Annotated in this window: 19 protein-coding genes and 1 tRNA gene; 7 read left to right on the forward strand and 13 right to left on the reverse strand. The window is 64.0% G+C overall.

Going from position 1 to position 21,621, the window contains the following annotated elements; genetic code table 11:
* Positions 1-24: 24 nt before the first annotated feature.
* The 5 genes from NLM33_RS02955 to NLM33_RS02975 all read right to left on the reverse strand — a co-directional run bounded on the left by NLM33_RS02955 (position 25) and on the right by NLM33_RS02975 (position 7,177).
* Positions 25-1,620: a M14 family metallocarboxypeptidase gene (locus NLM33_RS02955; protein WP_254094525.1), complete on the reverse strand. Its 1,596-nt coding sequence runs from the start codon at positions 1,618-1,620 to the stop codon at positions 25-27.
* 117 nt (positions 1,621-1,737) lie between these two features.
* A tRNA-Gln gene (locus tag NLM33_RS02960) sits at positions 1,738-1,811 on the reverse strand.
* 426 nt (positions 1,812-2,237) lie between these two features.
* Positions 2,238-2,804, reverse strand: a complete 567-nt coding sequence (locus tag NLM33_RS02965; RefSeq protein ID WP_254094527.1) for an invasion associated locus B family protein — start codon at positions 2,802-2,804, stop codon at positions 2,238-2,240.
* 60 nt (positions 2,805-2,864) lie between these two features.
* Positions 2,865-6,008 carry a multidrug efflux RND transporter permease subunit gene (locus tag NLM33_RS02970; RefSeq protein ID WP_254094529.1) on the reverse strand — a complete coding sequence of 1,048 codons (3,144 nt, stop codon included), beginning with the start codon at positions 6,006-6,008 and terminating at the stop codon, positions 2,865-2,867.
* Positions 6,005-7,177, reverse strand: coding sequence for an efflux RND transporter periplasmic adaptor subunit (locus NLM33_RS02975; protein WP_254094531.1), 1,173 nt, complete (start codon positions 7,175-7,177; stop codon positions 6,005-6,007). The genes NLM33_RS02970 and NLM33_RS02975 overlap by 4 nt, the downstream gene beginning before the upstream one ends.
* A 366-nt stretch (positions 7,178-7,543) precedes the next feature.
* On the opposite strand from NLM33_RS02975, the gene NLM33_RS02980 reads away from it, so the two are divergent.
* From NLM33_RS02980 to NLM33_RS03005, 6 genes are all read left to right on the forward strand, one after another.
* Positions 7,544-7,783: a hypothetical protein gene (locus tag NLM33_RS02980; RefSeq protein ID WP_254094533.1), complete on the forward strand. Its 240-nt coding sequence runs from the start codon at positions 7,544-7,546 to the stop codon at positions 7,781-7,783.
* Positions 7,784-7,999: 216 nt separating this feature from the next.
* Entirely contained in the window at positions 8,000-10,423 is a 2,424-nt protein-coding gene (locus NLM33_RS02985; RefSeq protein WP_254094535.1) for a TonB-dependent siderophore receptor, read from the forward strand.
* A gap of 2 nt (positions 10,424-10,425) precedes the next feature.
* Positions 10,426-11,115 carry a Fe2+-dependent dioxygenase gene (locus tag NLM33_RS02990; protein WP_254094537.1) on the forward strand — a complete coding sequence of 230 codons (690 nt, stop codon included), beginning with the start codon at positions 10,426-10,428 and terminating at the stop codon, positions 11,113-11,115.
* Positions 11,112-12,083 (forward strand): tonB-system energizer ExbB, encoded by a 972-nt coding sequence (gene exbB, locus NLM33_RS02995; RefSeq protein ID WP_254094539.1) that lies wholly within the window; start codon positions 11,112-11,114, stop codon positions 12,081-12,083. Before NLM33_RS02990 ends, exbB begins: the two co-directional genes overlap by 4 nt.
* Positions 12,084-12,086: 3 nt before the next feature.
* Positions 12,087-12,557, forward strand: a complete 471-nt coding sequence (exbD, locus tag NLM33_RS03000; protein ID WP_254094542.1) for a TonB system transport protein ExbD — start codon at positions 12,087-12,089, stop codon at positions 12,555-12,557.
* Between the two features lie 11 nt (positions 12,558-12,568).
* On the forward strand, positions 12,569-13,387 hold the full coding sequence (locus NLM33_RS03005) for a TonB family protein (protein ID WP_254094544.1): 819 nt from the start codon (positions 12,569-12,571) through the stop codon (positions 13,385-13,387).
* Here NLM33_RS03005 and NLM33_RS03010 read toward each other — a convergent pair.
* The 3 genes from NLM33_RS03010 to NLM33_RS03020 all read right to left on the reverse strand — a co-directional run bounded on the left by NLM33_RS03010 (position 13,375) and on the right by NLM33_RS03020 (position 15,522).
* Entirely contained in the window at positions 13,375-13,797 is a 423-nt protein-coding gene (locus tag NLM33_RS03010; RefSeq protein WP_254105635.1) for a hypothetical protein, read from the reverse strand. The genes NLM33_RS03005 and NLM33_RS03010 overlap by 13 nt on opposite strands.
* 63 nt (positions 13,798-13,860) lie before the next feature.
* Entirely contained in the window at positions 13,861-14,541 is a 681-nt protein-coding gene (locus NLM33_RS03015) for a site-2 protease family protein (RefSeq protein WP_254094546.1), read from the reverse strand.
* A 66-nt stretch (positions 14,542-14,607) separates the two neighbouring features.
* On the reverse strand, positions 14,608-15,522 hold the full coding sequence (locus NLM33_RS03020; RefSeq protein ID WP_254094548.1) for a DMT family transporter: 915 nt from the start codon (positions 15,520-15,522) through the stop codon (positions 14,608-14,610).
* 95 nt (positions 15,523-15,617) lie between these two features.
* Between NLM33_RS03020 and NLM33_RS03025 the strand changes: the two genes are divergently transcribed.
* A complete protein-coding gene (locus NLM33_RS03025) occupies positions 15,618-16,466 on the forward strand; it encodes a LysR substrate-binding domain-containing protein (protein WP_254094550.1) in 849 nt (282 codons plus the stop codon).
* On the opposite strand, the gene NLM33_RS03030 is transcribed toward NLM33_RS03025, so the two are convergent.
* From NLM33_RS03030 to NLM33_RS03050, 5 genes are all read right to left on the reverse strand, one after another.
* Complete coding sequence (locus NLM33_RS03030) at positions 16,467-16,859, reverse strand: GFA family protein (protein WP_254094552.1); 393 nt, start codon at positions 16,857-16,859, stop codon at positions 16,467-16,469.
* A gap of 7 nt (positions 16,860-16,866) precedes the next feature.
* Positions 16,867-17,613 (reverse strand): SDR family NAD(P)-dependent oxidoreductase, encoded by a 747-nt coding sequence (locus NLM33_RS03035; RefSeq protein WP_254094554.1) that lies wholly within the window; start codon positions 17,611-17,613, stop codon positions 16,867-16,869.
* Positions 17,614-17,684: 71 nt separating this feature from the next.
* Positions 17,685-18,416 (reverse strand): SDR family oxidoreductase, encoded by a 732-nt coding sequence (locus NLM33_RS03040; protein WP_254094558.1) that lies wholly within the window; start codon positions 18,414-18,416, stop codon positions 17,685-17,687.
* A 129-nt stretch (positions 18,417-18,545) separates the two neighbouring features.
* Complete coding sequence (locus NLM33_RS03045) at positions 18,546-20,375, reverse strand: IlvD/Edd family dehydratase (RefSeq protein WP_254094560.1); 1,830 nt, start codon at positions 20,373-20,375, stop codon at positions 18,546-18,548.
* 149 nt (positions 20,376-20,524) lie between these two features.
* Positions 20,525-21,601, reverse strand: a complete 1,077-nt coding sequence (locus NLM33_RS03050; RefSeq protein ID WP_254094562.1) for a LacI family DNA-binding transcriptional regulator — start codon at positions 21,599-21,601, stop codon at positions 20,525-20,527.
* Positions 21,602-21,621 lie beyond the last annotated feature (20 nt).

Genomic DNA, 21,621 nt, shown 5'->3' on the forward strand with positions numbered 1-21,621 from the left:
CGCAACGCGAAGGACTTGAATGCGTCACGGCGCACGAGCCAGTCGCGAAATCGACAAGACTTGCCCGCTGGTCGCTGGAACAAGCTTGTTGGCGACCAGGCCGGCGTCGCTTTCAGGCTCCAGCAACGCGACGGCCAGGCCCGACAAGGACTGATTGAACGGAACGAAGACATCGTCCGGCGTCAAAACGATATCGGCCTTCTCCAGCGCAAAAGTCCCCTTGATGATCGCTCCGGCACCTGTGTCGTCGCCGCGCACATCTTCCTTCGCTCCCGAGGTAACATCGGCTACCCGATAGTGATCGCCGGGGATCACCGCCGCTTTTGCAACGAGCTGAAAGGTCAGGCCAGCCCGCTTGATCGCGTCGATGGCCTGGGTGTTGTCACGGCTGATGAGATAGCCGGCGGGTCGGGGGCGAGTCAGCGCCGGGTCGATCTTCAGTGCCGAGACCCAGGCTACCGTGGCGGGTTTGTCCGCACCGGTCTTGGGATCGACGAAGACCATCTCACGCGACTCGGGATGTCCATGCGCGACGATGACGACGGGTTGGTCGGACGTGCTGGCCTCGATTGAAGCCTGCTTCGACAACTGCATGAATGCACCGGGATTCTTGGCCGCTAGCTGCAGGATGGCTTCGGCCGCAACGACATGCGTCTCGACCCGCCGCGCCAGATGCGCGCGCCCAAGCCCCACCCCGCGGGTTTCCAGCAGGAAACTGACGGCATTGCGCAAGCCGGCGACGTTGCGGCCGGTATCGGGCCCGATCCCGCCCATCGCGACGGGCGAGTCACGACGACTGCCGTCGGTCGTGTGATACCAGTCATGCGTCAGACCATGCGTATCGAAGGCCTGCAAGATCGCCGGAAGGAAAAGCTGGGATTCGGCCTTCTCCAGGCTCGGCGGAAGATTGGGGACCGTGGCGTATTGGATCATCGCGTCGACGCGTTGGAGGCCACCGACCTTCTCGATCCAGCGGCCGCCCACGGTGAATTCATGGCAATCCAGCACGAGTTGCGGATGAAACCGGTTGAACAGGGCGCCGATCGTCCGGGTTTCCGGTGTTCGCAGCAGCGTGTGATCCCGGTTGGCGTCCATGCCGTTCGCCAGTCCGCGGACAAACGCTTCGGCACCATCCGGATTGGCGCGCGGGACAATGATGACGTCGATGGCGGAGAGGAGATCGGCGAGATCGCCGGCGCCGAGGCGCTGCGCCAGAACCAGGGCCGCTTCACCACCGGCAGGTTCGTTGCCGTGCTGCTGGCCGATGATGAGAACCACCGGCTTCGCTCCATTGCCGAGCGCGTTCTGATCGCGGGAGAAGAACAGAACGGGTAGCACGCGTCCTTGCTGGGAGCGGGCGCCAATCTCCATGCGCATGGCCGGCGCCTTATCCGAGAGCGCCTCCAGGAAGGCCATCAACTCGCTATGCGAAGTGAAATCCTGCTTTCCGGGCGCAAAGGCCGGCGTGCTGTAGTGCACCTCCGCATCTGGGTAGCGGGCTGCGACCTCCGGAGCCTCCTGATAGACGGATGCGGGATTGAAGCCCGCAAGAGACATGGCGGAGGAGGCCAGAAGGACCGCGGCGGCGAACGTGCCGCGGAAATGGCGCCGATAAGACATTGCTGATCACCCCCCCCCGATAGACATCGTAACTCTAAAGCAAATTGCCGCAGCAGGGTGCCAGGTGATGCCAAAGACATCATCGGCAGCATCGCTAAATAAATTGAAGAATTTTGATGGCTGGGGAACCTGGATTCGAACCAAGACAAACAGAGTCAGAGTCTGTTGTGCTACCGTTACACCATTCCCCAACGGAATTGCCTAACAAATTCAATAATTTATTGAACTGTCGGGCGGCGACCGGAGGCGCACGCGGCGCAAATCACGGCTCAGGCGTGGTGGGTTTCTACCCGCTCGTCTCCAGGCTTGCAAGCGCCGCTGTGGAGGGGATTTTCGCGCCGCTCCAAGGGCGCGAAACCAAGTGATCAAAATCGCGGCCGGTGCGCGCAGCGGTTGGCGCCGCGGCGAGCGGCAGATGCTCGCGGTCGGCCGCCTGCATCGCGAGGGCCCGACCATCCTGCTTGCCGAGCAGTCGATCGAGCTCGCCCTCGAGGTCTCCGATTTCGCGACGTGTTGCAGGTGGGCAGAAGCGTCTTGTCCTGCACCGCGACGGCGCTGGCGAACGATCCGCAGGTGCGGAAGGCTTATCTCGGGCAGGGTGAGACGGATGCGGCTCGTTACTTGATCTTGTCGTAGGCGGCAGCAAAGTCATTCAACGGCATCGGAATGTTGATGGTCTCCTTGGACATGTTCTGGAAGGAGACCTTCAACTGCTTGCCGGATTTCAGCGCCGCGAGCAGATCCGCGGAAATCGGCGTCGAGACGTAGCAGCCGCGATTTTCGCAGGTCTGGATCGGCAGGTCGACGGTCTTGCCCTCGTCGATCTGGAGCTTGGCGCCGACGGGGATGTTGAGGCCGAGCGGCAGCTGGATCAGCGCCGTGGGCACGCGGGTGTCGGCAGGCACGCGGATGTTGATCAGCACGATGAGCTGTCCTGTCTTGGTCAGCACCGCGTTCTGCTCGATCGCGCATTCCAGCGGCGCCTCGCGGCTCGCGCTGGTGCAGCGTGCGGCCCAGCCTGCTTGCGGGGCCGGCGCAACATCGGCCTGCGGCTGCGCGGCAGGAGCCGTGGGCTGTGCGGAGGGGGGCGGAGCAGCCTTGGACTTGGTGCCCTGGGCGTGTGCGGATCCGCTCCACAGCAAGGCAACCGAGAGGAGGGCGGCAAGATTGGAGCGCATGGGCATGAAATATCGCTTTGGCTTGAAAGGAGGGAAATGTGCCGGCATTGGAATCGCGACGCTGGCTTACTCGGCCGCTTCCTTGACCGTGCCGTGTTCGGTCGTCTCGTGTTCGCTCTCCTTGGAACGGCCCCAGCCGGAGAACCAGTTGGAGAGCTCGTCGAGATAGAGATAGACCACGGGTGTCGTGAACAGTGTCAGGGCCTGGCTGACGATCAAGCCGCCGACCATGGCATAGCCAAGCGGCTGGCGGATTTCGGCACCGGTGCCGTGCCCGAGCATCAACGGCACGCCGCCGAGAAGGGCGGCCATCGTCGTCATCATGATCGGGCGGAAGCGGAGCAGCGCGGCCTGGCGGATCGATTCCGCCGGCGTCTTGTGCTCGTCGCGCTCCGCCGCGATCGCGAAGTCGACCATCATGATGCCGTTCTTCTTCACGATGCCGATCAGCAGGATGATGCCGATCAGCGCGATCAGGCTGAAGTCGAACCCGGCCGCCATCAGGATCGCGAGCGCGCCGACGCCGGCCGAAGGCAGGGTCGAGAGAATCGTGATCGGATGGATGTAGCTCTCATAGAGAATGCCGAGGATCAGATAGACCACGACGAGGGCTGCGAGGATCAGCAGCGGCACAGTGCCGAGCGACTGCTGGAAAGCCTGCGCGGTGCCCTGGAAACTCGAATTCAGCGTCGCCGGCGCGCCGAGATCGGCCATCGCCTTCTGCACGGCTTCCGTGGCCTGTCCCAGCGCCACGCCCTGTGCGAGGTTGAAGCTGATCGTGATCGCCGGGAATTGGCCCTGATGGCTGATCGAGAGCGGGCGCACCGGATCGGTCGTCCAGGTCGCAAACGTCGACAGCGGCACCTGGTCGCCCGTTAGAGGCGATTTCAGGTACAGCTTGTTCAGGCTGTCGAGATTACCCTGCATCTCCGGCAGGATCTCGAGGATCACGTGATAGCTGTTGAGCTGCGTGAAGTACTGCGTGACCTGCCGCTGGCCGAACGCATCATAGAGGGTATCGTCGATCAGCTGCGGCTGGATGCCGTAGCGCGAGGCGGTATCGCGGTTGATCTTGAGCTGAACCGTGGTGCCCTGGGTCTGCTGGTCGGTCGCGACGTCGCGTAGTTCCGGCAGCGTCTGCATCTTGGCGAGGATCTTGGGCGCCCAGTCGTTGAGCTCGCCGAGATCTGCGTCCTGCAACGTGAACTCGAATTGGGTACGCGTCGGCCGGCCGCCGAGCCGAACGTCCTGGGCGGCCTGCATATAGAGGCGGGCGCCTTCGACCTTCTCGAGTTTCGGACGCAGCCGCGCGATGATCTGCTGCGCCGATGCCTCGCGATCGCTGCGCGGCTTCAGAGTGATGAACATGTTGCCGTTGTTGCCGGCCCGGCCGCTACCGCCGATGTTCATCGCGATGGAGGCAACGTCAGGATCGGCCATCACGATCTTGCCGAGTTCCACCTGCCGCTTTTGCATCTCGGCAAACGAGATGTCCTGAGATGCTTCGGATGTCGCGGTGATCAGGCCGACGTCCTGCTGCGGGAAGAAACCCTTCGGGATCAGGACGAACAGGTAGACCGACAGGCCGAGCGTGGCAAAGAAGATGGTGAGCGTGGTGCGGCGCCAGCTCAGCGCGTGGTCGAGGATGTATTCATAGCCGCGCAGCATCGCATCGAAGGCGCGTTCGCTCCAAACATAGAACTTGCCGTGCTTCACCTCGCCATGGGCGCGCAGGAAACGCGAGGCCATCATCGGGGTCAGCGTCAGCGACACGAACATCGAGACGAAGATCGTCATCGCGAGCACGACGGCGAATTCGCGGAACAGGCGCCCGATGATGCCGCCCATCAGCAGAAGCGGGATCAGCACCGCAACGAGCGAGATACTGATCGACACGATGGTGAAGCCGATCTCCTTGGCGCCCTTGTAGGCGGCGGCGAGGGGCGAATCGCCGTTTTCGATGTAGCGCGTGATGTTCTCGAGCATCACGATGGCATCGTCGACGACGAAGCCGACCGCGATCGTGAGCGCCATCAGCGACAGATTGTCGAGCGAGTAGCCGAACACCCACATCAGGGCGCACGCACCGAGCAGCGCCAGCGGAACCGTGACGGTGGGGATGACGGTCGCCCAGAAGCTGCGCAGGAAGACGAAGATGACCATGACCACCAGGATGATGGTCAAAAGCAGCGTGAACTGGACGTCCTCGACCGCGGCGCGAATGGTCGTGGTGCGGTCGCTGATGACCTCGATCTTGATCGCCGGCGGGATCGCCGCCACCAGCCGGGGCAGGGTTGCCTTGATCCGGTCGACGGTCTCGATGACGTTGGCGCCGGGCTGCTTGAACACCACCAGGAACACGCCGCGCTTGCCGTTGGCCCAGGCGGCCTGCTTGGCGTCCTCGGGCCCGGTGACGGCCTGGCCGATATCGCGGATTCGCAATGGGCCGCCGTTGCGGTAGGCGATGATGACGTCGTTCCAGTCCTTGGACTGGAGCAACTGGTCGTTGGCGTAGATGGTGTAGGCGCGTTTCTCGCCGTCGATATTGCCCTTGGGGCTGTCGACCGTCGTGATCGCGATAGCGCTGCGGACGTCCTCCAGCGACAGGCCCTTGGCGACCAGTTTCGCCGGATCGATCTGTACGCGGACCGACGGCTTCTGCTGGCCGCCGATGAAGACCTGTGCGACGCCCGAGATCTGGCTGATCTGCTGGGCGAGCTGGGCGTCGATCGCGTCGCTGACGGTCGTCAGCGGCAGCGTCTCGGATGTCGCGGATAACAGCAGGATCGGCGAGTCCGCCGGGTTGACCTTGCGATAGGTCGGCGGCGAGGGCAGGTTTTTCGGCAACTGGCCGCTGGCCGCGTTGATGGCGCCCTGCACGTCGTTGGCCGCGCCGTCGATGCTGCGATTGAGGTCGAACTGGATCGTGATCGAGGCCGTGCCCAGATAGCTCGTCGACGTCATCTGGGCGATGCCGGGGATCTGCGCGAATTGGCGCTCCAGCGGCTGGGCGACCGAGGAGGCCATCGTCTCCGGGCTGCCGCCGGGCAGGTTCGCGGTGATCTGGATGGTCGGGAAGTCAACCTGCGGCAGCGGCGCGACCGGCAGCAGGGGGTAGGCGACGAGGCCGACAAAGAGAATGCCGGCCATCAGCAGCGAGGTGCCGATGGGATAACGGATAAAAGGTGCCGAAATCCCGCCGTCGTTCATTCCTGTCGAACCTTGTTCTGGCCCGGAGTCGAACTCGCGACCGCCGTAGAGACGAGGCTTCCAGGCTGTACCTTGAACTGACCGCCGGTGATCACTTGTTGTCCCGGGCTAAGTCCTTCATCGATCACCGAGCGTCCATCGATGGAGTAGCTGACCTTGAGCTTGCGCAGTTCAGCCTTGTTCTCCTGATTGACGGTATAGGCGTAGAGACCGTTGGTCGAATGCTGGACCGCGTCGTCGGGCACCACCGTGGCGTCCTTCAGCGTCCGAACCAGAAGACGCGTCGAGACCGATTGGCCCGGCCACAGCGTGTGGTCCTTGTTGTCGAACACCGCCTTCAGCCGAATAGTCCCGCTGGTCGTGTCGACCTGATTGTTGATGACGGCGAGCTTGCCTGCGGCGAGCGCCTTCTTGCCGTCGGTCGTCAGCGCGATCACCTTGAGCGCGCCGGCCTTCTGGCCCTCATTGATGTAGGGCAGCTGGTCCTCGGGCGCGGTGAAGATCACCGTGATCGGCTCGATCTGGGCGATGGAGACGATTGCCGTCTGGCTGGAGGCATTGACGATGTTGCCGATATCGACCTGGCGCAGACCCGCGACGCCCGTGATCGGCGACTTGACCTGGGTGTAGTCGAGCTGGGTCTGGGCATTGGAAATCGCGGCCTCGTCGGCGGCGATCTGTGCGGTGAGTTGGGCGACGGTGGAGCGTTGCGTGTCGGTCTGCTGCCGGGTCGCGAATTCACCGAGCTTGGTATAGCGCTGGAGGTCGAGATTGGCGTTGGCGAGGTTCGCCTCATCCTGCGCCTTCTTCGCCTTGGCCTGGTCGAGCGCGGCCTGGAAGGGGCGGGGATCGATCTCGACCAGAAGGTCGCCCTGGTTGACGATCTGGCCCTCGGTGAAGGCGACCTTGTCGATCTGGCCGTCGACCCGGGTCCGAACCTGCACGGTATTGAAGCCCTGAACCGTGCCGAGCCCGGTCAGATAGACCGGGAAATCGGCCTGCTGCACCGGTGCGATGGTGACAGGAACTGCGACCGGCCGCGGCGGGCCTTTTTGCGCGGTCTGGGTCTTGGCGGCGTCCGGACCGTAGAAGCGTTGCCAGCCGAAGTAGCCTGTCACGGCCACGGCTGCGATGAGGGAAAACCACAGAATCGGCCGCGACTTTTTCATTTCAGCTTCGTATCGGCTCGTTTGCCCAAAGGTTGAATTATGGGTCTTCGAAAGGGTTCCGGCGGCAGCCTGTATAATACACGCCAAGTTCCAGTGTAAACAACACTGTCGCTTGAGAATCCTAAACAATTGGAAAGCTTTGCATCCGATCCGGGCGACGTGCGCGTATCGTGAACAACCGTTCTCCGAACGCCGAAGTATCGATCAACGTGCAAAAGCTTCGCGACACGCGCGCCGAGTGCGCGAATCCTTGCGCTGAAGCTCACGCCGCCCGCGCCAGAACGGTTCTAAATTGATCGCGCGCTGTTTCCGTTGTCAGCCCATGCGACGTCGTCCATATCAGCCGCCGCACAACGGGAGCGCATGATGGACGAGCTGAACGGCAAGCTGATCGCGTGTCAGATTCTGATCACGGGCCTGATCGCGCGTGTCGCCAACGAACAGGGCGATCCCTTGCGCTTCCTCACCGACTTTCGCGACGAGATCAAAGCCGTCGTGAAGGGTGTCAACATCGCGGGCATGGACAATACTGATCGCGTTCGCTCCGTCGCGCAGCAAACGGTCGACGAATTGTTCTCACTGATGAAGCCGCCGAGCAGCGATTGATGCTGTAAATTGCGAGATGGCGAGGCGCAGTTTTTCAGCTTTTTAGAACGTTTACAAACTAGCTCCTTAGAACGATTTAAAACTCCAGATTAGAATCGTTTTGATCTGGAATTATTCAAGCGTTCTCGCAAGCCTGCTCGCATTGACCGCATATTTCGCGGCCGATACCAACGCCTCAACGTTCATCGCGAATGACGCGCATGAGCGATCAGGAAAATGGGGCGTGTGGTAATGGGGCAGGTGGTTGCACCGAAGTCGCTGCGATCGTTCGCGGCAATTGATTTCATCGACGAGAGATTCGAAGGCGGCTCTGGCAAGGCGGCGTCAGCCGTTGCCGGATTGATCGCGGTGGCATCGTTCTCGGGCGCCGCTGAGGCGCAGCAGTCGAATCTTCCGCCGGTCAGCGTCGACGCGCCGGTCGAGCGCCCGCGCCCTGCCGCCTCGAAGCCGTCGCCGGAGCAGATTCGTGCGCGCAATGCGCTTCGCCGCGCGGCGCAGCGCCAGCAGGCGCAACAGGCCGCAGCCGCGCCGTCCCAGAGCGCAGGCGCGCCGGACCGCGATCCCTATGCCGATCCGGCAGCTCCCTACAAGGTCGATCACGTGCAGGCCTCGGGCAAGTTTCCCGAGCCGCTGTTGAACACGCCGAAGACCATCACCGTTCTCAGCAAGGAAGTGCTTGAGGACAAGAACGCCACGACGCTGAAGGAGATCGGTCGTTCGACCGCCGGCGTGACGCTGGGCTCCGGCGAGGGCGGCAACGCCTTCGGCGACCGCTTCTTCATCCGCGGCTTCGATGCGCGCAACGACGTCTTCATCGACGGCATCCGCGATCCCGCGGTCTCCATCCGCGAGAACTTCTTTACCGAGCAGCTCGAGATCCTGCGGGGACCGGCTTCGTCCTATGCCGGACGTGGCACCGCGGGCGGTGCCATCAACATCGTCACCAAGCAGGCGGGCGACCAGAACTTCACCAACGCCGAGACCACCTTCGGCACCGACATGACCAAGCGTGTCACGCTGGACGTCAACCAGGTCATCAACCCGACCTTCTCGGTGCGCGCCGGCGGCCTTTTCCAGGATGCCAACGTCGCCGGTCGCAACTATGTGACCGACAATCGCTGGGGCACCTTCATCTCGACCAAGTACACACCGACCAACGACATCAAGATCACGACGAACTACGTGCACACCGATCTGAGCGGTCTGCCGGATTTCGGCGTGCCCTACTACAAGCAGGGCAACGTGCCGGTGACCGAGGCCGGCATCCCGCGCCAGAACTGGTACGGCCTCATCAATCGCGACTGGCAGACCGCGCGGCAGGACTTCGGCACGCTGACGGGTGAGTACAAGCCCACCGACAACATCACGCTGACCAGCCGGACCCGTATGGAGCAGTCCATGCTGGCCTATATCGGCACGCTGCCGCAGTCGCCCGTGACGACCAACCCGGATCCGACGAAGTGGACGTTCACTGCGAGCGCGCAGAGCCGCAACCAGTGGGTCGACGTCGTGGCAAACCAGGAAGACGCGACGTTCAAGTTCAACACGGGATCGGTCAAGCACACGGCAGTGACCGGCCTCGAGGTCGCCAACGAACGTATCGGAATCGGCCGCTATACCGGGCTTTCGTCGGAGGTGAACGGTAGTGGGTTTACAAGCACCGGCGCGTTGCCGGGCCAGTCGATCTATGCACCTGGCTACACCTTCAGCTCCGGGCCGTTCAACCCTGTGCTGGGCGGCGATCCGATCCACTACAATGTCGACAGCGGCGCCCTCTACGTGCTCGATACCGCGAACTGGGAAGACCGGATCATCGTGAACGGAGGCGTTCGGTGGGACAACTATGCTTTGAGATCGTCGACCGCCGCGGCAGCGGCCAGGGTTGACTCGGACTTCGTCAACTACAACGGCGGCATCGTCTTCAAGCCCATTCCGATCGGAAGCCTCTACGCGGCCTACGCGACCTCGACCAACCCGTTCGGCTCCGAGCTCGACGCCACCGGCACGGATTATGGCTCGGCGCCGCCGACCAGCACCACGATCCTCGGGCCCGAGCGCAACAAGGCTGCGGAAGTCGGCACCAAGTGGGAGCTGTTCGACCGTCACCTCCTGGTGAGCGGCGCACTGTTCCAGACCACCAAGGATAATGCGCGTGAGACCGTCGGCACGACGCTGACGTCGGGTGCGGCGTACCAGATCCAGGGTATCGACATCGAGGCCAGCGGCAAGCTCACCGACCGCTGGAGCATCTTCGGCGGCATCGTGCTGATGGAGTCGAAGGTGACTAAGAGCAACATCGCCAGCAATGTCGGCTTGCCGCTCGCCAACGTCGCCCACCAGTCGTTCAGCCTGCTCAGCAAGTACAAGTTCGACGGCGACTGGGAAGTCGGTGGGCAGGCGGTGTTCCGTTCCAAGGTCTACGGCGGCACCTTCGGCGCCAACACCGGCACGCTGATCCCGAGCTACTGGCGCTTCGACGCGTTCGTCGAGAAGAAGATCGACCAGCACTGGACCATGAAGCTCTACGCGCAGAACCTGACCAACAAGCTCTACTACGATACGCTCTACCGTAGTGCGACGCCGTTCGTGGCGGTCGCGCCGGGCCGGGCGTTCTACGTCGTGACTTCGGCCAAGTTCTGATCATGCTGGCCTGCATACCCGGTGTCCTGAGCAAGGATGATGTGGCGGATTTCCGCCGCATCATGGATGCGAGCGAGTGGGAGGACGGCCGCTCCACGGCGGGTGCGCAGTCGGCGATGGTCAAACGCAACGAGCAATTGCCGCCGGACAGCGAGGTCGCGCGCAAGCTCGGCAACCGCATCATCTCGGCGCTGACGTCGAACCCGCGTTTCCTGGCGGCCGCAATTCCGCTCCAGATCTTCCCGCCGCTGTTCAACCGCTATGCGGCCAGCGGCGGACACCATTTCGGTCTGCACGTCGACAACGCGATCCGCGGTGATCGCCTGACCGGCCTTCGCATCCGCACCGACCTGTCGGTCACGCTGTTCCTCGCCGAGCCGGAGGAATACGACGGTGGCGAACTCGTGATCGAGGACACCTACGGTTCGCACGAAGTTAAGTTGCCGGCCGGCGACTGCGTGCTGTATCCCTCGACCAGCCTGCATCTCGTCACGCCGGTGACGCGGGGGGCGCGGGTGGCGTCTTTTTTCTGGCTGCAGAGCATGGTACGGGATGACCAAGCCCGCAGCCTGATCTTTGACCTCGATACTGCCGTTCAGGCGCTGGTGCAGCGGCTTGGACGCGACGACCCCGAAACGGTCAACTTGACGGGTATCTATCACAACCTAATTCGCTACTGGGCCGAAGTATGAAGACCACATTTTTCCGGACAAGCTTTGCCGTAACCGTGATGATTGCGGCCGTCGGGCTCGCGATCCCCGTTTCGGCGCAGCAGCCGGCGGCATCTCAGGCGGCCAATCCGGCGCCGGCAGCAGCGCCCGTGACTGCTACGCCCGCGGTCGCTGCTCCGGCTCCTGTGGCTGCCGTCCCAGCAGCGCCAGCCCCTGCGGCAGCTTCGCCCACGGTGGCTGCACCCGATGCGGCCTCGGCCGATGCCGGCCGAGCGCCGAAATCGACCGCGCCTTTGATGAAGGAGCTGTCGCCCTGGGTGATGTTCATGTCGGCGGACATCATCGTGAAGGCGGTGATGATCGGGCTCGCTTTCGCCTCGCTCGTCACCTGGACCATCTTCATCGCGAAATCGATCGAGCTGACGCTGGTGCAGGGCAGGGTGCGCGCGGCTCTGAAGAAGATCGCCGACGCACGCTCGCTGGCAGAGGCCCAGTTTGCGCTCGGTGCCAAGGAAGGCATCTTGCCGTCATTCCTTGCGGCTGCGCTGCGCGAGGCGCGGGCATCCGCAGGCATCTCCAGCGATGCCGGCATCAAGGAACGCGCCGCCTCGAGCTTTGCCGAGATCGCCCGCGCGGAGTCGCGGCGGATCCGGATCGGCATGGGCGTGCTTGCGACCATCGGCGCGACGTCGCCCTTCGTCGGCCTGTTCGGCACCGTCTGGGGCATCATGAACAGCTTCATCGGCATCTCGAAATCGCAGACGACGAACCTTGCGGTCGTCGCGCCCGGCATCGCCGAAGCGCTGCTTGCGACCGCGATCGGCCTCGTCGCGGCGATCCCGGCCGTCATCATCTACAATCATTTCGCGCGCATGACGAAGGGCTATCTCGAGCTCGTCAGCCGCGCCTCGGGTGCCGCGGCGCGGCTGCTTTCGCGCGACCTCGACCGCAGCCACGGCAGCGTTCATGCGCGCGCAGCGGCGGAGTAGGCAATGGGCGCTTCGCTCGCAGACAATGATCTCGACGACGATGCGGACTTCTCCGAGACGCATGAGATCAACGTCACGCCGTTCATCGACGTCATGCTGGTGCTGCTGATCATCTTCATGGTTGCAGCGCCCCTGTCGACGGTTGATCTGCCTGTCGATCTGCCGACCTCCACTGCCACACCGCAGAAGAAGCCGGACAAGCCGACCTACGTCAGCATCAAGTCCGATCTGACGCTTGCCATCGGGGAGAACCCGGTCACGCGCACCAACCTGGCTGCCTCGCTCGACGGCCTCGCGGACATGGGCAAGGACAAATACGTCTTCCTCCGCGCCGATCGCTCGGTGCCTTATGGCGAGCTGATGGGCGTGATGGAGCTGTTGCGTTCGGGTGGCTACTCCAAGGTGAAGCTGGTGACGCTGGAAGGTGTCCCGGTCTCTCCGGGGGCGCCCGCGGCAGACCCTGCGAAGCCCTAGAGGCTGCTCTTATGTCCGGTCTCGAGATCGAACCAAAACCATCCCGGCGGCTGTGGGTTTTGGCCGCAGTAGCGGCGCTCGCGCTCCATCTGGGAGGCGCAGCGCTGGCGCTCGCGCATCTGCGGACGGATGGTGGCGACGACGGTCTGGGTGCGGCCGGTGCGGAATTCGCCGTCGAGATGGCTTCGCCCGATGCTCCCGAGTCCGAACTTCCGCCCGGACCTGACAGCGAGGCTATGCAGGAACAGCGGGCGATGCCCGAACAAAAGGCGGAGGTGAAGGAGACGGAGCTTCCAAAGGATCAGCACCAGGACGTCGACGATGCCGACCGGGTCGTCACCGACAACAACGCGAAAAAGCCGGACGACGAGAGCCAGAAGGTAGCGGCCATCGAGACTCCGGCTACCGAGGCATCGCCGCAGTCGGTCGCCACGGCGCGACAGAAGCTCGACGAGGCCGCGCGCGAGGCCGAAAAGGCCATGGCGCCGGTGCTCGGGATCGGCAAGGACATCCTGAAGCTGACTGCCGACTGGAACCGCAAGATCAGCGCGCATTTCAAGCTGCACCAGGTCTATCCGGAGGGCAAGGAACCCAAGTCCCAGAAGGTCAAGGTGACCCTCGTCCTCAACCGCAAAGGCAACGTGCTTTCGGTCGACGTGGTGGAGTCCTCGGGAGAGGAGGCCTTCGATTCGGCCGCGGTCTCGATGATCCGTCGCTCGGATCCCGTGCCGCAACCGCCGGCCGGACTGACGGATGAAAAGTTCGAGCGCACGCTCGACGTGACCTTCCCGCCGCGCGAGACGAAGAAGAAGTCGGCTCAGCGCCAGTAATAGCGGATCGCGACGTAGACCACGACCAGGCAGGCGAAGATCAGTGCCACCGGCAGCGGCCGCTTCTCGGTTCCGCCGAACGCCGCCACCCGGAACGTGCCGGCCTTCTTCGGCTTGGGCGCGGGGCGTCGGAAGGCGGTAACATTGTCCTTCACAGGCTCGCTGGCCCGGGGGCGAACGTCGGGCGGAGTTCCCCCGCCGCCCATTTCGGCGTAGTAGGCCTTGTAGACCGATGTGATGGTCGCCTCTGTGGCCTCGTCCTCGCTCGTCTGCTCCAAGAGCTTCTTGTAGCTTGCAAGGAACTCCTGGGCCTCCGAAGGCAGCGCGGACAACCCGTTGAGCTTGGCCATCATCTTCCAGGTGGCGAAATCGGCGCGGGCACGGGTGTCGGCTCGTCGCGCGATCAGCATGTCGGCAGCTTTGACCAAGTTGGCCTCGGGCCCTTCGGGTTCTCTGGGTTTGTCCTGGTTCAACTACGCATTGCCGGTCAGGAAGAGAACGGCCTTAATCACATATCCGGTCAACGTTCGCAGTATTGCCGAGATAACATCAAGATTTAGACCGAACTGCGAACCCGCAAGGGGGAGCAGGATCAGGATGGCAATCAGGATCAGCATCCCGAACGGCTCGAGCCGGGCCAGCGGCAGGGCGAGCGGCCGCGGCAGGAGCCCGACCGCGACCCGCCCGCCATCGAGCGGCGGTATCGGCATCATGTTGAACACCGCCAGCACCACGTTGATCAACAGCGAATTCTTCAGGTTGTCGAAGATCCATTGTCCCGAATTTGCCGGTGCGAGGGGGAGGGCGTGGAATGCGAGGGCCGCCAGCAGCGCCAGCAGGATGTTGGTCACGGGGCCGGCCAGCGCCACCCAGACCATGTCGAGCTTCGGGTTGTTGAGCTTGCGGAAATTGACCGGCACCGGCTTGGCATAGCCGAACAGGAAGGGCGAATGCGCAAACAGCAGCATCGCCGGCAGGATCAGGGTGCCGAACGGATCGATATGCCGGAGCGGGTTGAAGCTGACGCGGCCGAGCTGCCAGGCGGTATCGTCGCCGAGACGGTGCGCCACGAAGCCATGCGCGGCCTCGTGGAAGGTGATGGCGATCACCAGCGGCAGCACCCAGACGGAGAGGTCGTAGAGGGAGACGTTCAAGCGGAGGTGTTCCAGTTCGTAACCTGAAGGGTCCGAACTATCACGATTCAGCGCCGTGGCGAACCGTTAGCTCTGCTCCCGCAACGCGGGCTGGACGTCGCACGCCTTGGCGCGGGGCTGCATCGTAGCGATCCAGATGCCGGCGAACACGGTGACGATCCCGGCCACAACGTGCCAGCGCACGGGCTCGCCGAGCAAGGCGCTGCCGACGAGCGAGGCCGCGATCGGATTGACGGTAACCGAGATCGCGACGCGCGTTGGCGTGGTGCGCTCCAGCGCGAAGGCCCAGAGCCAGAAGGTCAGCGCGCTGCCGATGGCACCGAGATAGATCGCGCTGAACCATTGCGGCGCGCCGAAGTGCGCAACCGGTGCAAAGCTGCCGCAGGTGAGCGCTGCCACGATCAGGACGGCCGCGCCGGCCGCCATCGCGAGTGTCGTGAAGGGGACGGCGCCGGAGCGGCAGATCAGGGGTCTCGACCAGATGCTGTAGAGCGCCATGCAGAGCGCGGCGGCGACCATCAGGAGGTCGCCGCGCCATGCGCCCGGCGGCGCCGCGGCAAGACCTGCCATGAGGGCCATGGACACGCCTGATATCGTGACCAGGACGCCGATGGTTTTGCGCGCCGTCAGCGGCTCGCTTCCGAGCGCTGCGCCGACCAGCATAGTCAGCAAAGGCAGCGTCGAGAGCGCGAGCGCCCCGCGCGCGGCCGTCGTGAAGATCAGCGACGCGTTGAACAGGATGGGAAACGCCGCAAAGAACAGGAGGCCAAGGCCCAGGGCCGCCGGCCAGTCCCGCCGTGGCGGCCACTGCATCGCCTGGGTGAGGGCGATGGGCAGCAACAGCAGAAAGCCGATGCCGAACCGGAACGAGCCGATCGCGAGCGGGTCGATAGCGCTAACCAGAAACCGCGTCGCGCCAATCGACGTGCCTCCGATTGCGCTCGACAACACCGCAGCCAGGACGCCCCAGACCTCAGCCATGCCTTGCATCTCCCACGACCCGCTTGCGCCCACGCTAAGGCCTGGGCGATAATCAAGGAATGGAATTTATGTGATAGAAGAAATCGCATTTTGTGATGGACCCCGATCTGCTCCAGGCCTTCGTCGCGGTGGCGGACCACCGGTCCTTCACCCGCGCCGCCATTGCACTGAACCGCACACAATCCGCTGTGAGCATGCAGGTGAAGCGGCTGGAGGAGCAGCTTCAGGCCGAGCTGTTTCACCGTACCAAGGCCAACGTCGAATTGAGTCCCGCAGGCGAAGGACTGCTCGGCTACGCGCGCCGCATCCTCAACCTGAACGAAGAGGCCGTGGGTCGGGTTCGCACGCACCGGCTGGAGGGCCGCGTCCGCCTCGGCGTGATGGACGACTACGGGACGCTGATCGTGCCGCCGCTGCTCGCGGGCTTTGCTGCGCAGTATCCGCTGATCCACATCGAGATGGAGACGGGATTGACGTCCTCGATGACCGATCGGCTCGGAGAGGCCTACGACCTCGTCATCGCCATGCATCCGGAAGGGCGCGGCGAGGGCGAGCTGTTGCGGCGCGAGCAGGCGGTATGGGCTGCGAGCGCCGATCATCGTGTGGAGGAGTTCGACCCGCTGCCCGTCGCGCTTTATCCGCAGGGGTGTCTGTTCCGGAGCTGGGCGATGCAGGCACTGGATGCTGCGAACCGCCGCTGGCGGCTCGCCTTCGTCAGCCACAGCCTCGGCGCCGTGGAAGCGATCGCCGCGCAGGGCCTTGCGGTGACTGTGGTGAAGGCCGGGACGTTTCCCGCAAAGCTTCGCCGCTTGTCCGAGCGCGACGGCTTGCCGACGCTGCCGCGGGCGGACATACGGCTGCACCGCGCGCAAAACCTGTCGCGTGGCGCATCACTGCTTGCCGATCATCTGGCGGCGGGTGTTGGTGCGAGGCGACGTGCCTAGCTAGGACGGGATTGTCGCCGGATATTGCGGCAGGCCGTCGTCGAGCTTCAGCCACGTCATCTTTTCCGAGACCCAGATATGCTCGGTCGGCGCGAAGCCGTTGCGGTCGTCGAACGTCGCGAGCGCGACGCCGACGGCGGTGCCGTTGCGCCGCCAGGCGAAGAGACGCGTGCCGCAGCGCTTGCAAAAGACGCGATCGATGTTTTCCGATGACGGGTAGCGGCCGGTGTCGCCCTCGACCGTCAGCGCCTCCGGGACAAACTGCGCGCGGGCGAAGAAGGGCGAGCCCATCGCCTTTTGGCAGATGCGGCAATGGCAGACCCGGACGTTGAGCGGCTCGCCCTCCGCCTTGAACCGCACTGCGCCACACAGGCAGCCGCCCTCCCGGATCATGACACCCTCAATAGGTCGCCCGCCCGCCGGAGATATCGAACACCGCGCCGGTCGAAAACCCGCAGTCTTCGGAGGCAAGCCAGGCGACCATCGCGGCGAGCTCCTCCACCAGCACGAAGCGGCCTTTCGGGATCTTCGACAGCATGAAATCGATGTGCTGCTGCGTGAGCTGGTCGAATATCGCGGTCTTCGCGGCCGCCGGCGTCACGGCGTTCACCAGGATGTCGTGCGCGGCAAGCTCCTTGCCGAGCGACTTCGTCAGCGCGATCAGGCCGGCCTTGGATGCCGAGTAGTGCGCCGCGTTCGGATTGCCCTCCTTGCCGGCGATCGAGGCGATGTTCACGATCCGCCCGTATTTCTGCTTGAGCATCGTGGGCACGATCGCCTTGCAGCAGATGAAGGGGCCGTCGAGGTTGATGCGCAGCACCTTGCGCCATTCCTCGAGATCGGTCTCCCAGACCGTCTTGTTGATGCCGGCGATGCCGGCATTGTTGACGAGGATGTCGATCCTGCCGAAGGCGGCGAGGGTCGCATCGCGGGCTTGGTCGACTGCGGCCGTGTCGGCGACATCGACCTTGAAGACGCGAGCGTCGCCGCCGATCTCCTTGGCCGTCTTCTCGGCGAGGGCCGCGTCGAAATCCCAGATCGCGACCTTGGCGCCGGAGGCGACGAAGCGTTCGGCGATGGCGCGGCCAAAGCCCTGCGCGCCGCCGGTGACGATGGCGCAGCGGCCGTTGAGGTCGATCTTGTTCATGCAGGAACTCCTTCCTCTCACCCTCATGGTGAGGAGCGCGCCCTTGGCGCGCACCCCGGGATGAGGATTGATCAGAGCATGAAGCCGCCGTCGACGACGAGGTCAACGCCGGTGGTGAACGCGCTTTCGTCACTGCCGAGATAGACCGCCATGGCCGCGATTTCCTCTGCGGTGCCGAGCCGGCCCATCTTCTGGCGGGCGATGAACATCTCCTTGCCCTGCGGGCCGACGGCGGCGGCGCGGTCGAGCATCGAGGGTGTCTCGACGGTGCCCGGGCAGATGCTGTTGCAGCGGATTCCCTGCGTGATGAAGTCGAGCGCAACCGCGCGCGTGAGCAGCGAAACCGCAGCCTTCGACGCGCTGTAGACGTAACGGTTGGCTGGCGGCCTCAGCGCCGCGCAAGACGAGATGTTGACGATGCTGCCGCCTCCGCCCGCGATCATTGCCGGCAGAAACGCCTTGATGGTCCGGTGCATGGACTTGACGTTGAGGTCGAACGAGAAGTCCCAGTCCTCTTCCGAACAGTCCAAAATGGTCCCGTTGTGCACGAAACCCGCGGCATTGAGCAGGATGTCGATCTTGCCGATGCGCTTGGCGAAGGCGTTGACGTCGGCGGTGTTGCGAACGTCGAGCTTTGCCGTCTCGGCGATGCCGTCCTTGCTTAAGCTCGAGATGCCGCCTTCATTGATGTCGGTGGCGATGACGGTCGCGCCTTCACGCGCGAATGCGATGGCGCATGCGCGGCCGATGCCTGCCGCAGCAGCCGTGACGACGGCGCGCTTTCCCTTGAGGCGGTCTGCCATTTTCTTGTTCTCCTCACCTAAGATTTGTCCGTTCGCTCGTCATTGCGAGCGAAGCGAAGCAATCCAGAATCTCGCCGCGGAGACAGTCTGGATTGGCTTCGTCGCTTCGCTCCTCGCAATGACGAGTTGTTAGTGGTTGTCCCGCGCCACGCCGAACGTGCCGGCGACGTTCTGGTAGCGTGTGGCGAGCTCCATGCAGGCGCCGGTCGATTGCTGGCCGACGGTGTTGCGATAGATCTCCTGCCAGGGCGTCTGGTTCGGCGGATGCTTGAAGCCGCCATTGGCCTTGAGCTCGGCGTGGCGCTTCTTCACTTCCTCATCCGAAATCAGGATGTTGGCGCTGCCCTTGTTGAGGTCGATGCGCACCTTGTCGCCGGTCCTGAGGATCGCAAGGCCGCCGTCGGCGGCCGCCTCGGGCGAAGCGTTGAGGATCGAGGGCGATCCCGACGTGCCGGACTGCCGGCCGTCGCCGATGCAGGGCAGGGAGTGGATGCCGCGTTTGATCAGCGCCGCCGGCGGCTGCATGTTCACGACTTCCGCGCCGCCGGGATAGCCGATCGGTCCGGTGCCACGGATGAACAACACGCAGCGCTCGTCGATGTCGAGCGAGGCATCGTCGATCCGCTCGTGATAATCTTCCGGTCCCTCGAACACGACCGCGCGTCCCTCGAACGCGTTCAGGTCCTTCGGGTTGCTGAGGTAGCGGTCGCGGAATTCCTTGGAGATCACGCTGGTCTTCATGATCGCGGAATCGAAAAGATTGCCGCGCAGCACCAGGAAGCCGGCATCCTTCACCATCGGCTTGTCGTAAGCCCAGATCACATCCTGATCGGGCTTGGGCGCGTTCGCGCAGTTCTCGCCGATGCCACGGCCGTTGACGGTGAGCGCGTCCTCGTGGATGCGCTTGTGCTTCATGAGTTCGCGTATCACGGTGGGCACGCCGCCGGAGCGATGGAATTCCTCGCCGAGATAGAAGCCGGCCGGCTGGACGTTCACCAGCAACGGCACGTCATGACCGTACTTCTGCCAGTCGTCGATCGAAAGCTCGACGCCGATGTGGCGCGCGAGCGCGTTGATGTGGATCGGCGCATTGGTCGAGCCGCCGATCGCCGAATTCACCACGATGCAGTTCTCGAACGCCTTGCGGGTCAGGAAGTCTGAGGGTTTCAGATCCTCCCAGACCATCTCGACGATGCGCTTGCCCGTCTCGTAAGCGATCTGGCCGCGTTCGCGATAGGGCGCCGGGATCGCTGCGCAGCCCGGCAGCGAAAAGCCGAGCGCCTCGGCCAGTGAGTTCATGGTCGAGGCCGTGCCCATGGTGTTGCAATGGCCGACCGAGGGCGCGGACGAGGCCACGATCTCCATGAACTCTTCGTAGTCGATCTCGCCCGCGGCGAGCCGCTCACGCGACTTCCAGACGATGGTGCCCGAGCCGGTGCGTTCGCCGTCATGCCAGCCGTTCAGCATCGGGCCGCCCGACAGCACGATCGCCGGCAGGTTGACGGTCGCCGCCGCCATCATACAGGCAGGCGTCGTCTTGTCGCAGCCGGTGGTCAGAACCACGCCGTCGAGGGGGTAGCCGAACAGCACCTCGACGAGACCGAGATAGGCGAGGTTGCGGTCGAGCGCCGCGGTCGGCCGCTTGCCGGTTTCCTGGATCGGATGGGTCGGAAACTCCAGTGCGATGCCGCCAGCCATGCGGATGCCTTCGCGGACGCGGTGCGCGAGCTCGATGTGGTGGCGGTTGCAGGGGGAAAGGTCGTTGCCGGTCTGGGCGATGCCGATGATCGGCTTGCCGGACTGGAGTTCCTCGCGGGTGAGGCCGAAGTTCAGATAGCGCTCCATATAGAGCGCGGTCATGCCGGGGTTATGCGGGTTGTCGAACCATTCCTGGGAGCGAAGGCGCCGGCGGCTGCCATTGGTTGAGGGCGCATGCCCGTTGGTTGGCTTTTTTGTCATTGGTATCTCCTAGAATGCGAACGCACAGGCGTCGGTCTGTCGTGTCGGCTTGTGCGATGCCCAACAGCGCAAGCCTGCATTCCGCAGCTCGCCTGATGGCGGTCGTTCCTCACAAGTGCGATACTAGTCATGGGTGGTTGGTAACGCTATCATTTTGTTCTGCCCGCCACCATTCCCGAAAGCGCGGGCTGGCTGTCGGCGCGCTGCGCCAACGAGCTTTGCCGCTCGACCACCTTGAAGCCGAGATCGAGCACCGGCTGTTCCGGGCGTCGGCCTTCGATGGCCTCGATCAGCATGGTGGCGGCGGCCCGGCCCATCTCGTAACGGTTGGTGCGCACGCTGGTGAGCGTCGGGACCGCGCTCGCCATGAATTCGAGGTCGTTGAAGCCGACGATGGCGATCTGATCGGGGACCGTGATCTCCCGGCGTCGGCATTCGAAGAGCACGCCGAGGGCAAGGTCGTCGTTGGCGCAAAACACCGCATCGATACTCGGCTCCCGCGCGAGCAGGTCGGCGAACAGCGTTCCCCCCAGCGTCACCGAGGTCGGCGTCGCCGTCGTGACGACCTGGCGTTGGTCGAACAGGCCGGCGTCCTTCATGGCCGAGACATAGCCGTCCAGCCGCCGCTGCACCCGCGGGTCCATCCGTGCACCGACGAAGCCGACCCTGCGGCAGCCTTGCGCGAACAGGTGCGCAATTGCCGCGCGCGCTGCCTCAAAGTGCGAAAAGCCGATCATCATGTCGACGGGGGCGGGCCCGAGCTCCATGATCTGCACGATCGGGCAATCGGCTGCCTCCAGCATCGCGCGCGATTCGGTCGTCTGGTCGATGCCGGTGACGATCAGCCCTGCCGGCTTCTGCGCCAGGAACAGGCGGAGAAGCTTCTCTTCCTGGAGGATGCTGTAGCGGGTATTGGAGAGCTGGATCGAGTAGCGGCTGCCTTCGGACGCATCATAGATGCCGCGCAGCACGTCGGAGAACACGTTGTTGGTGAGGGAGGGGATCAGGACGGCGATCACTTCCGTGCGCTGCGAGGCCAATGCACGCGCCGCGAGATTCGGCACATAGCCGAGCTCGCGTGCCGCGCTTTCGACTCGCGCCCGCTTGGCGACCGATAGCGCCTCGGGATTCCTGAAAAAGCGGGACGCGGTGATAGGGCTCACTCCGGCGAGCTCGGCGACCTCCGCCAGCCGGATCTTGCCCGATTTGGTGCGTTTTCGTCCCATTTGTTGCTCATAGCACAGCC

Origin of the sequence: Bradyrhizobium sp. CCGUVB1N3 (genome assembly GCF_024199925.1) — a bacterium.
GTDB lineage: Bacteria > Pseudomonadota > Alphaproteobacteria > Rhizobiales > Xanthobacteraceae > Bradyrhizobium.